This window comes from Pseudomonas sp. NPDC089534 (assembly GCF_044749305.1).
In the GTDB taxonomy this organism is placed as follows: domain Bacteria; phylum Pseudomonadota; class Gammaproteobacteria; order Pseudomonadales; family Pseudomonadaceae; genus Aquipseudomonas; species Aquipseudomonas ekonensis.
This window is the reverse complement of the sequence record NZ_JBIVHR010000084.1, coordinates 14,166-26,127: the sequence shown is the minus strand read 5'-3', so window position 1 is coordinate 26,127 and position 11,962 is coordinate 14,166. Positions and strand designations below refer to the sequence as shown.

Genomic DNA, 11,962 nt, shown 5'->3' with positions numbered 1-11,962 from the left:
AGTTTGTGCCACGGGTGATTCGGGTCCAGCTGGCGCTGGAAGCTCCAGACCACGTCGTCGGCGTTCATGTCGCGGGTCGGCTTGAAGTATTCGGTGGTGTGGAACTTGACGCCTTTGCGCAGATGGAACGTGTAGGTCAGGCCGTCCTCGCTGATGTCCCAGGATTCGGCCAGCGCGGGGATCACCTCGGTGGTGCCCGGCTTGAAGTCCGCCAACCGGTTGAAGACGGTCTCGGCCGCCGCATCGGCGGTGACTGCAGTCGTGTACTGGACCACATCGAAGCCTTCCGGACTGGCTTCGGTGCAGACCACCAAGGGTTTGGCCGACACGCCGGCAGCGACGCTCAGCAACGCGGCCGCGACGGCCGCACGTAGGGGAAGCATTTTCATCAAGAACCCTCTGCAATCGGTTGAAGACAAAAAGCCGGACGGCCGACTCTCCATGAGTCAGCCGCCGGCGTGCGTTTTTACAGGATGTTGAACGGGATGGTGGTCACGAGACGGAACTCGTTGATGTTGCCGTCCGCCTGGTGTTCGCTGGCGCGGTGGGTGGTGTAGGTCGCGCGGATGGCGGTGGCCTTGAGCGGGCCGCTCTGCACGGCGTAGGAAGCGCCGATGCCGTATTCATAGTGGCTTTCGCCGTCCATCAGGCTCAGGTCGCCGCGCTTGGCGCCCGGGTCGGTGTACGCGGTGCCACGGTAGTGGGTACCGTCGATGCCCCAACCGCGGGCCTGATAGATGTTGAACTTCAGGCCGGGAACGCCGTACTCGGCCATGTTGATGCCGTAGGCGATCTGGAAGGATTTCTCGTTCGGGCCGTTGAAGTCCGACAGCAGGGAGTTGGCCAGGTAGATGCCGTTGGTTTCGTGCAGGTAGTCGAAGTACTCGTTACCGTTCACCTGCTGGTAGGAGAAGGTCAGGCTGTGGGCCTGGTGGGTCAGGCCCAACGACAGCGAGTAGGTATCGTTGTCGATGTCGCCCATCAGCTTTTTGCCTTCGTCGACGGTCTTGTAGTAGTTCAGGCCGGTGGTCAGGCTCAGCACCTGGCTGTCACCCAGTTCATGGGTGCCGCCGAAGTAGTACTGGTTCCAGAAGTCTTCGACGTTGGCCACGTACAGGCTGGTTTTCAGGCTTTTCAGCGGCTGGTAGTTCACGCCGGCGGTGTAGACCTTGTCGGTCTCGACGCCGGTGGCGGAATACTCGGAACGGAACTTCGACAGGCTCTGCTCGGTACGTGGCGAAACGCGGTCGAAACCGGCCAGGTCGAACGACAGGTTGTTGAACTCTTCGCTGTGCAGGCTGATGCCTTCGAAGCTCGACGGCAGAGGACGGTTGCCGATCACGTCGACGATCGGCGTGCTGAAGTTCTGGCGACCGGCGGTCAGGGTCGTGTTCGAGACGCGGAACTTCACGTTGGCCAGGCCCAGTTTGCTCCACTGGTCCACGGCGTCGCCGTCGGAGTGCGCCAGGGTGCGGTTGGAGCCGCCGGCGATGTCCTTGCGGTCACGGTCCAGTGCGATGGCGTTGTACGCGGCCACTTCGGTGCTGACGCCGACGGTGCCTTGGGTGAAGCCCGAGGTGTAGTTGACGATGGTGCCCTGCACCCAGTTGATGCGACGCGGCGTCGGCGTCTTGGGGGCGCTCGGGTCGTGCTTCACGCTGTCTTTCTTGTAGCTGAAGGTGTCGTCCCGGCGCCGCAGCTCGTTGGCGTACCAGTTACGGGTCGTGCCCCCCAGGCTCTGACCTTCGATAAAGCCTTTGGCCTCGCCTTGCGCGCTGCTGCCCGCCAGGGTGGTCGGAACAAATTCCTGGCTGACGGGCTCTGCGTAGGCCGTCGCCGTGATGCTGCTGATGGCCAAGGCCAGAATCGCGGTGCTGCTCAGTTTCATGGGTGAAGCTCCTTTACTTTCTTTTTATGCCGGCTTTTTTGGGTTGGCCGGTTATTGGTTTAGAACTCATTCACACATCGCAAACGTTTGCAGAAGACCGGAACGGCGAATTTCGGCAAAGCGCTTGCGTGAGGGGGTAGACGGCCCCCCCAGCGTTGCGGCTAGTCGGTTTTGTGTTTAATCGATGCTGACACCCGAGAACACGTTGCGACCGAAGGGGCTGACCTTGAACCCTTCGACTTTGGCGCTCAGCGGCTGGTTGACCGTCGAGTGGGCGACAGGCGTGATCGGCACTTGCTGCTTGAGCAACTGCTGGGCCTGTTTGTAGAGCAGGGTGCGCTGGTCGCGGTCGGTGACGACCTTGGCCTCCTTGATCAGCTTGTCGTAGGCCGGATCGCACCACATGGAGTAGTTGTTGCCGCCGATGGCGTCGCAGCTGTACAGCGTGCCGAGCCAGTTGTCGGGATCGCCGTTGTCGCCGGTCCAGCCGATCAGGCTGATGTCGTGCTCGCCGTTCTTGGTGCGCTTGATGTACTCGCCCCATTCGTAGCTGACGATCTTCACCTTCAGGCCGATCTTCGCCCAGTCGGCCTGGAGCATCTCGGCCATCAGCTTGGCGTTCGGGTTGTAGGGGCGCTGCACGGGCATCGCCCACAGGGTGATTTCGGTGCCTTCCTTGACGCCGGCGGCCTTGAGCAGCGCCTTGGCCTTTTCCGGGTCGTAGGCGGCGTCCTTGATCGAGTCGTCGTAGGACCACTGGGTCGGCGGCATGGCGTTGACCGCCAACTGGCCGGCGCCCTGGTACACGGCGTTGAGGATCGCCGGCTTGTTCACCGCCATGTCCAGCGCCTGGCGCACTTCGAGCTGGTCGAACGGCTTGTGGCGGGTGTTGTAGGCGATGTAGCCGAGGTTGAAGCCGGGCTTGGTGATCAGTTGCAGCTTGGGATCGTTCTTCAGCGCTTCGACGTCGGCCGGGCGCGGATGCAGGGTGACCTGGCACTCGTTGGCCTTGAGCTTCTGCACCCGCACCGAGGCATCGGTGTTGATGGCGAAGATCAGGTTGTCGAGCTTGACCCGGCTCGGGTCCCAGTAGTGCTTGTTGCCGGTGTAGCGGATGTTCGAGTCTTTCTGGTAGCTCTTGAACACGTACGGCCCGGTGCCGACCGGCTTCTGGTTGATGTCGCTCGGCTTGCCTTCGGCCAGCAGCTTGTCGGCGTACTCGGCGGACAGGATGGCGGCGAAGCTCATGGCGATGTTCTGGATGAACGCGGCGTCGACGGTGTTGAGCGTCATGACCACGGTCAGCGGCCCGGTCTTCTCGACCTTGGCGATGTTCTTGTTCAGGCTCATCCCGTTGAAGTACGGGAATTCTGTCGGATAAGCCTTACGGAAAGGCTGCTGCGGATCGAGCATGCGGTTGAAGGTGAACAGCACGTCGTCGGCGTTGAAATTGCGGGTGGGCTTGAAGTACGGCGTTGTATGAAATTTCACGCCTTCACGCAGGTGGAAAGTGTATTTCAGGCCATCTTCGGAGATTTCCCAACTGGTCGCCAGACCCGGTACGACGTTGGTCGCGCCTTTCTCGAATTCGGCGAGGCGGTTGTACAGCGGCTCGGCGGCGTCGTTGTCGGTGGCCGTCGTGTATTGCGCGGTGTCGAAGCCCGCCGGGCTGCCTTCGGAACAGAAGACCAGGCTATTGCCGGCGGCGAAACTGGCGGACGTGGCGGCCAACAGGCCGGCGCCCAGCAATGCGGAAAAAACCAAGGAATGGCGCATGACGCTCCCTCTTTTTGTCGTGTGTTCCGATGCGCGCGATCCCGTCCGGGGATCTGGCGGCCGCATCGGGCTCAAACCAGTACGGGCAACAAACCGATGGCCCGCGCGATCACTGGTCAGCACCCGACGGTAGGGGCCGTGGGGCTGGCAGTAAATGCGCTGAGTCCTAAAGACTCGTAGGAAAAGGCAACGCGTCCTAAACCACTATGGTCAGACCAAGTGGAAATGGATGTAGGCAAATTCCTGGCTTCTCGGCAGAAAAAAGCAGCGGCGACGTTGAATACGTCGTCGCTGCCGTTTCTTACTTGCTGACGCTGACGCCGTAGAAGGAGTTCAAGCCGAATGGGCTGATCTTGAAGTCCTGCACGTTGGCGCGCATGGGTTGATACACCGTCGAGTGAGCGATAGGTGTCATTGGCACAGCATCTTTGAGGACGTGTTGCGCCTGTTTGTACAGTTCGGTGCGCTTGGCCTGGTCGGTGGTGCGCTTGGCTTCCTTCACGAGGCCGTCGAACTTCTTGTCGCACCATTTGGAGAAGTTGTTGCCGCTGAGCGAGTCGCAGCCGAACAGCACGTTCAGCCAGTTGTCGGGGTCACCGTTGTCGCCGCTCCAGCCGATGATCATCGCCTGGTTCTCGCCGCCCTTGGAGCGCTTGATGTACTCGCCCCACTCGTAGCTGACGATCTTCACGTTCAGGCCGATCTTCTTCCAGTCGGACTGGAGCATTTCGGCCATCAGCTTGGCGTTCGGGTTGTACGGACGCTGTACCGGCATCGCCCACAGGACGATCTCGGTGCCTTCCTTGACGCCGGCTTCCTTGAGCAGCTGCTTGGCTTTCTCAGGATCGTACTTGGTGTCCTTGATGGTGGTGTCGTAGGACCACTGGGTCGGCGGCATGGCGTTGACGGCCAGTTGGCCGGCGCCCTGGTACACGGAGTCGATGATCTGCGGCTTGTTGACCGCCATGTCCAGCGCCTCACGCACTTTCAGGTTGGCCAGCGGGTTCGGCTCGTTGCTGTCCTTGACCTTGTCCATCACGTTGTAGGCGATGTAGCCCAGGTTGAAGCCGGCCTGGTCAGGCATCTTCAGCGCCGGATCGGACTTCAGCGCGGCCAGGTCGGCCGGACGCGGGAAGAGGGTGATCTGGCATTCGTTCTTCTTCAGCTTCTGGATGCGCACCGACGGGTCGGTGGTGATGGCGAAGATCAGGTTGTCGATCTTCACGTCATCCGGCTTCCAGTAGTCCTTGTTGCCGGTGTAGCGGATGTTCGAGTCCTTCTGGTAGCTCTTGAACACGAACGGGCCGGTGCCGACCGGCTTCTGGTTGATGTCGGCGGCCTTGCCTTCCTTGAGCAGCTGGGCGGCGTATTCGCCGGACTGGATCGAGGCGAAGCTCATCGCCAGGTTCTGGATGAACGCGGCGTCCACTTCCTTGAGGGTGAACTTGACGGTGTGGTCGTCGACTTTCTCGACCTTGGTGATGTTGGTGTCCATCCCCATGTCGGTGAAGTACGGGAATTCGGTCGGATACGCCTTACGGAAAGGGTCGTCCTTGTTGATCATGCGGTTGAAGGTGAACAGCACGTCGTCCGCGTTGAACTCACGAGTCGGCTTGAAATACGGGGTGGTGTGGAACTTGACGCCTTCACGCAGGTGGAAGGTGTAGGTCAGGCCGTCGTCGGAAATGTCCCATTTGGTCGCCAGGCCAGGAATCACGGCGGTGCCGCCGCGCTCGAACTGGGTCAGGCGGTTGAACATGGTCTCGGCCGAGGCGTCGAAGTCGGTTCCGGTGGTGTATTGGCCTGGGTCGAAACCGGCCGGGCTGCCTTCGGAGCAGAACACCAGGTTAGTCGCAGCGGAAGCGAAAGGTGCGGAGGCAAGCATGCCTGCGCCGACTAAAAACGGAATGACCGCGTGTTTAAGCATGTTGGCCTCATGATTTGTTGTCATTTTTTGATATTGAGGTACGACCTCGTGAGTCGTGCCTGCGGATACTTATGCAGGCCCCATACCCAATGCAAGATGCAGAGCGACGGCAGGCGTCAAACGGTGGCACGAACGTACCTTAATGTCGCATTGGTGTAAGTTTTGACGCATTTGACCGTTTGCGGGTGGTTTTTACGGTGCACGGGGCGCTCTAAAACGGTGCGTTGAGGGGTGCAGCCGCTCCGCAATGGGGCCGGGTGTTACCTATTTATACCGGTGGTCTGCGAGGGGGCTTAGGGGCTGGCGGGGGCGCATCGGACGCAAGGCGTCTGGATCGCAGGGAAGGGCGGAGTTTCACCAGGTGCAACTGGTGCTTCTTTTGGTAGCGCCGGATTTCTGCGTCGCATTGGGCATGAAGCGCCCTCACGGGCACCATCGCCAGCAGGCTGGCTCCCACAGGATCGGCGCTGGCTTTGAGGCTGTTTCCTGCTTCATTCATGGGGTGGCCCTCACGGGCACCATCGCCAGCAGGCTGGCTCCCACAGAGGATCTGCGTCGCGCACATGTCCCTGTGGGAGCCAGCCTGCTGGCGATGGCGGCAGTGAAGACACGGCCGACCGTGCGCATCAGCGCGGTCGGCAGGCACAAAAAAAACGGCGGTCGATGCCGACCGCCGGTTCCCGTTCACGGATCAGATCACTGCATCAGCACTTCGATCGAGCCGTCCGCCGTCATGCCGACCTGGCTGGTGCCGGCTTCGACTTCCGGGGTCACCGGTGCCGCGTCCATGCCTGCCGCCTTCATCATCATCGGGGCGCGCAGGTACGGCTGCGGGTAGCCGTTGCTGTTGAGGTTCAGGTTGACGATCTTGTAGCCCTTGCCGCCCAGTGCGTCGGTGGCCAGTTGGGCGCGGGCCTTGAAGGCGCTCACGGCTTCCTTGAGCAGCTTGTCTTCGCTGGCCTTGCGGGTGGCGTCGGCGATGGCGAAGTCCATGCCGCCCATCTTCAGTTCGCCCAGCAGTTCGCCGGTGAGCTTGGACAGGGCGGCGAAGTCGGCGCTTTCCAGGCGCAGTTCGGCGCGCTCGCGCCAGCCGGTGATCTTCTGGCCCTTGGTGTCGTAGATCGGATAGCTGTTGCGGCTGCCCTGGCGCAGGGTGACGTCCTTGACCTGCTTGGCCTGGGCCAGCGCCTTGTTCATGGTGGTGCTGACGTCGGCGGCGAGCTTGGCCGGGTCGGTGTTCTGCTCTTCGGTGTAGAGGGTCACGATCATCAGGTCGCGGGCCACTTCCTGGCTGACTTCGGCGCGCAGGGAAATCTGGTTGTAGTGCAGCTCGTCGGCGGCCAGGGCCGGAAGGCTGGCGACGCTGCCGACGGTCAGGGCGAGAAGGGCGGCGCTGCGGCGGAATGTGTGCATGAAGGCTCCTTGATGGGGGCGCAGGCGATGGTTCGGGGGCCTGCGTGAAACCATCAGACTCTAGCCTTTGGGAATGGGTTCGCCCAGTTACAAGTTCTATACAGATGGCTGCCTGTGGCGAGGGAGCTTGCTCCCGCTTGAGTGCGCAGCGCTCACAAGACGGTCGGGGCCGCTGCGCGCGCCAGCGGGAGCAAGCTCCCTCGCCACAGGTGCGAGCCTGGGGCCCCGCTTGCCCTAGATCAATTTCCCGTTTGCGCCATGTGGTCGTTTGCCGCACTTTCGACTCTCGGGCGCGCCGCTTCGGTATACTCCGTGCGATCCGCCTGGAGCGCTCATCAGGAGAGCTCATGCTCGCCCCCGTACAACTGACTTCCGCCACCCGCCAGAACCTCTGGCGCCTGACCTTCATCCGCATTCTGGTGCTCGCCGCCCAGGCCGGCTCCGTGGGCCTGGCCTACTGGCTGCAACTGTTGCCGTTGCCTTGGGTGCAACTGGTGATGACCCTGGGCTGCTCGATCCTGCTGTGCACGTTCACCGCCGTGCGCCTGCGCACCTCGTGGCCGGTCACCGAGCTTGAGTACGCGCTGCAGTTGGCCTGCGATCTTTTTATCCACAGCGCCCTGCTGTATTTCTCCGGCGGTTCGACCAACCCGTTCGTGTCCTATTACCTGGTGCCGTTGACCATCGCGGCGGTGACGCTGCCGTGGCGCTACTCGGTGATCCTGTCCGGCATCGCCCTGGCCCTGTACACCTTGATGTTGACGCATTTCTATCCGCTGGAGACCCTTCCGGTCGCCCGGGAGAACCTGCAGATCTACGGCATGTGGCTGAGCTTTGCCCTGGCCGCCGCCGTCATCACGTTCTTTGCCGCACGGATGGCCGAGGAACTGCGCCGTCAGGAAGAACTGCGCGCGATCCGCCGCGAAGAAGGCCTGCGCGACCAGCAGTTGCTGGCCGTCGCCACCCAGGCGGCCGGTGCGGCCCATGAGCTGGGCACGCCGCTGGCGACCATGAGCGTGCTGCTCAACGAGATGCAGCAGGACCATCACGACCCGATGCTTCAGGACGACCTCAAGGTGCTCAAGGATCAGGTCAAGCTGTGCAAGGAAACCCTGCAGCAACTGGTGCGCGCCGCCGAGGCCAACCGGCGGATGGCGGTGCAGATGCAGGACGTCACCGACTGGCTGGACGAAGCCCTGAACCGTTGGCACCTGATGCGCCCCGAAGCCAGTTACCGCTTCCACCGCCTGGGCCAGGGCACGCTGCCGCGCATCGCGCCGCCGCCGGACCTGACCCAGGCGCTGCTGAACCTGCTCAACAACGCCGCCGACGCCTGCCCGGAAAACCTTCAGGTGACCCTGGACTGGACCGCCGAAGACCTGACCATCAGCATCCGCGACCACGGCGCCGGCGTGCCGCTGGCCATCGCCGAGCAGATCGGCAAGCCGTTTTTTACCACCAAGGGCAAGGGCTTCGGCCTGGGCCTGTTCTTGAGCAAGGCCAGCGTGACCCGCGCCGGCGGCTCCGTGAAACTCTATAGTCATGAGGAAGGCGGCACGCTCACCGAGCTGCGCCTGCCCCACGGCGCCCGAGGAGACCAACTATGAGTGACGAAGAAATCCAAGTCGAAGGCGAAGAGCTGCCGCATCTGCTGCTGGTCGACGACGACGCGACCTTCACCCGGGTGATGGCCCGCGCCATGGCCCGCCGCGGCTTTCGCGTCAGCACCGCCGGCTCCGCCGAAGAGGGTTTGGCCCTCGCCCAGCAGGACGTGCCGGACTACGCCGCGCTGGACCTGAAGATGGACGGCGACTCCGGCCTGGTGCTGCTGCCCAAGCTGCTGGAGCTGGATCCGGAGATGCGCGTGGTGATCCTCACCGGCTATTCGAGCATCGCCACGGCGGTCGAGGCGATCAAGCGCGGCGCCTGCAACTACCTGTGCAAGCCGGCGGACGCCGATGACGTGCTGGCGGCGTTGCTCTCCGAGCACGCCGACCTCGACAGCCTGGTGCCGGAAAACCCGATGTCGGTGGACCGCCTGCAATGGGAGCACATCCAGCGCGTGCTGACCGAGCACGAAGGCAACATCTCCGCCACTGCCCGCGCCCTGGGCATGCACCGCCGCACCTTGCAGCGCAAGCTGCAGAAACGCCCGGTGCGTCGCTGAACCTGCGCTGAACGGCCATCGCCGGGCCTCGCGACAACGCGCACCGATCAACTATGATCGGTGCGTGTCTGTTCTTTTCTTTATCGAGCCTTTTCCATGAATCAGAACGCTGAATATTCCGCGGTCAACGATGCCGTGCGCGGGCAGTTTTTCCGCAAAGTGTGGGCGATGACCACGCCTTACTGGCGCAGCGAAGAGAAAGGCAAGGCCTGGACGCTGCTGATCGCCGTGATCGCGCTGTCGCTGTTCAGCGTGGGCATCTCGGTGTGGCTCAACAGTTGGTACAAGGATTTCTACAACGCCTTGCAGAAGAAGGACGAGGCGGCGTTCTGGCAACTGATCCTGTATTTCTGCGGGATCGCTGCGGTGGCGATCCTCGGCGCGGTCTACCGGCTGTACCTGACGCAGATGCTGACCATCCGCTGGCGGGCGTGGCTGACCGAAAACCACTTCAAGCGCTGGCTCGGCCACAAGAACTACTACCAGCTGGAGCAGGGCGGCTACACCGACAACCCTGACCAGCGGATTTCCGAAGACCTCAACAAATTCACCGCCAACACCCTGGGCCTGGGGCTGGGCCTGATCCGCACCGTGGTCAGCCTGGTGTCGTTCTCGGTCATCCTGTGGGGCGTGTCCGGCAGCATCGAAGTGTTCGGCATCGAGATCCCCGGCTACATGTTCTGGTGCGCGCTGCTGTACGCGGCGGTCGGCAGCTGGCTGACGCACCTGATCGGCCGTCGCCTGATCGGCTTGAACAACCAACAGCAACGCTTCGAGGCCGATCTGCGTTTCTCCATGGTGCGGGTGCGCGAGAACGCCGAAAGCATCGCGCTGTACAACGGCGAACCCAACGAGAACCGTCGCCTGAGCAACCGCTTCGGGCTGGTCTGGCACAACTTCTGGGACATCATGCGGGTGTCCAAGCGCTTGACCTTCTTCACCTCCGGCTACGGCCAGATCGCGATCATCTTCCCGTTCATCGTCGCGGCGCCCCGTTACCTGACGGGCAAGATCGAGCTGGGCGAGCTGATGCAGATCAACTCGGCGTTCGGCAACGTCCAGGAGAGCTTCAGCTGGTTCATCAGCGCGTACCAGGACCTGGCCGAATGGCGCGCGACCTGCGACCGTCTGCTGAGTTTCCGCAACGCGATGGACGACAACGAACAGCGTGCGCCGGCCATCGACGTGCAGAGCCAGGGCAGCGAACTGAAGGTGCACAACCTGGGCCTGGACCTGGCCGACGGCCGCCATCTGCTGACCCATGCCGACATGACCGTGGAGGCGGGCGACCGGGTGATGCTCAGCGGCCGTTCCGGCAGCGGCAAGTCGACGCTGCTGCGGGCGATGGGCAACCTGTGGCCGGCGGGGCACGGCAACATCCGCCTGCCGGCGGAGCGTTACCTGTTCCTGCCGCAGAAGCCCTATCTGCCGATCGGCACCTTGCGTGATGCGCTGAGCTATCCGCAGCCGGGCGACACCTATGCGCCGGAGCGCTATCAGGAGGTGCTGGAGACTTGCCGCCTGCCGCACCTGGTGGCGCGGCTGGACGAGGCCAACCACTGGCAGCGCATGCTGTCGCCGGGCGAGCAGCAACGGCTGGCATTCGCCCGTGCGCTGCTGTATGCGCCGCAGTGGCTGTACATGGACGAGGCCACGTCGGCGATGGACGAAGAGGACGAAGCGACCCTGTACCAGGCGCTGATCGACCGGTTGCCGGGGCTGAGCATCGTCAGCGTCGGCCACCGCAGCAGCCTCAAGCGCTTCCACCCAAGGCACGTGCGGATCGACAACGGCCATCTCGTTGAGCAGACCGTCACCGCCTAGGCACAGCAGGCCCCGTGGGAGCGACCGACGCCATCGTCGGCAGGCCGGCTCCCGCAGGGGCAATGTGTGCCAGCAGTGATCGTACAACCCGCTTGCGCTATGATGCCCGCCAAGCCGACTTCCGAGACAAGACGCAGACCATGCAAACCCCGACCGACACCCCGCGCCTCCCGCGCAAGCGCCGCAGCCTGGCCCAGGAACTGGTGACGGTGCTGACCGAGCAGATCCGCGACGGCCTGCTCAAGCGCGGCGACAAGTTGCCCACCGAATCGGCGATCATGGAAGCCCATGGCGTCAGCCGCACGGTGGTGCGCGAGGCGATTTCCCGGTTGCAGGCCGCAGGCCAGGTGGAAACCCGCCACGGCATCGGCACCTTCGTGCTCGACACGCCGAGCCCTAGCGGCTTTCGCATCGACCCGGCCACGGTGGTCACCCTGCGCGACGTGCTGGCGATCCTGGAGTTTCGCATCAGTCTGGAAGTCGAGTCCGCCGGCCTGGCCGCCCAGCGCCGCAACCCCGAGCAACTGGCCGCCATGCGCGCCGCCCTCGATGCCCTGAACGAAAGCGTCGCCCACGCCAGCGATGCGGTGGCCTCGGACTTCCAGTTCCACCTGCAGATCGCCCTGGCCACCGGCAACCGCTACTTCACCGACATCATGACCCACCTGGGCACCAGCATCATTCCGCGCACCCGCCTGAACTCCGCGCGCCTGGCCCACGACGATCAGCAGCACTACATGAACCGCCTGAGCCGCGAGCACGAGGAAATCTACGAGGCGATCGCCCGCCAGGACGCCGATGCGGCCCGGGCGGCCATGCGCCTGCACCTGACCAACAGCCGCGAGCGGCTGCGCCAGGCCCATGAAGAGGCGCAGGCGCAGGGCAACTGACGGGACAGCCCCACCGCCATCGCCAGCAGGCTGGCTCCCACAGTGAAGCTTGGGTGGATGCAGAATCTGTGGTCACT

At 63.2% G+C, this 11,962-nt stretch carries 9 protein-coding genes; 4 read left to right on the top strand and 5 right to left on the bottom strand.

Annotation, left to right across the window (positions count from 1 at the left end; genetic code table 11):
* The 5 genes from ACIP0B_RS22070 to ACIP0B_RS22050 form a co-directional block, all read right to left on the bottom strand.
* On the bottom strand, positions 1–389 hold a 389-nt coding region (locus ACIP0B_RS22070), incomplete at its 3' end, for an ABC transporter substrate-binding protein (protein WP_400835997.1).
* Positions 390–466: 77 nt separating this feature from the next.
* On the bottom strand, positions 467–1,888 hold the full coding sequence (locus ACIP0B_RS22065; protein WP_400835995.1) for an OprD family porin: 1,422 nt from the start codon (positions 1,886–1,888) through the stop codon (positions 467–469).
* Between the two features lie 177 nt (positions 1,889–2,065).
* Positions 2,066–3,664, bottom strand: a complete 1,599-nt coding sequence (locus ACIP0B_RS22060; protein ID WP_400835993.1) for an ABC transporter substrate-binding protein — start codon at positions 3,662–3,664, stop codon at positions 2,066–2,068.
* Between the two features lie 301 nt (positions 3,665–3,965).
* A complete protein-coding gene (locus tag ACIP0B_RS22055) occupies positions 3,966–5,591 on the bottom strand; it encodes an ABC transporter substrate-binding protein (RefSeq protein ID WP_400835991.1) in 1,626 nt (541 codons plus the stop codon).
* Positions 5,592–6,287: 696 nt separating this feature from the next.
* Positions 6,288–7,004: an SIMPL domain-containing protein gene (locus ACIP0B_RS22050; RefSeq protein WP_085578530.1), complete on the bottom strand. Its 717-nt coding sequence runs from the start codon at positions 7,002–7,004 to the stop codon at positions 6,288–6,290.
* Positions 7,005–7,351: 347 nt separating this feature from the next.
* On the opposite strand from ACIP0B_RS22050, the gene ACIP0B_RS22045 reads away from it, so the two are divergent.
* The 4 genes from ACIP0B_RS22045 to ACIP0B_RS22030 all read left to right on the top strand — a co-directional run bounded on the left by ACIP0B_RS22045 (position 7,352) and on the right by ACIP0B_RS22030 (position 11,885).
* A complete protein-coding gene (locus ACIP0B_RS22045) occupies positions 7,352–8,611 on the top strand; it encodes an ATP-binding protein (RefSeq protein ID WP_400835988.1) in 1,260 nt (419 codons plus the stop codon).
* Positions 8,608–9,171: a response regulator transcription factor gene (locus ACIP0B_RS22040; protein ID WP_217893672.1), complete on the top strand. Its 564-nt coding sequence runs from the start codon at positions 8,608–8,610 to the stop codon at positions 9,169–9,171. The genes ACIP0B_RS22045 and ACIP0B_RS22040 overlap by 4 nt, the downstream gene beginning before the upstream one ends.
* 96 nt (positions 9,172–9,267) lie before the next feature.
* Positions 9,268–10,995 (top strand): ABC transporter ATP-binding protein/permease, encoded by a 1,728-nt coding sequence (locus tag ACIP0B_RS22035; RefSeq protein WP_400835986.1) that lies wholly within the window; start codon positions 9,268–9,270, stop codon positions 10,993–10,995.
* A 140-nt stretch (positions 10,996–11,135) separates the two neighbouring features.
* A complete protein-coding gene (locus ACIP0B_RS22030) occupies positions 11,136–11,885 on the top strand; it encodes a FadR/GntR family transcriptional regulator (RefSeq protein ID WP_400835984.1) in 750 nt (249 codons plus the stop codon).
* Positions 11,886–11,962 lie beyond the last annotated feature (77 nt).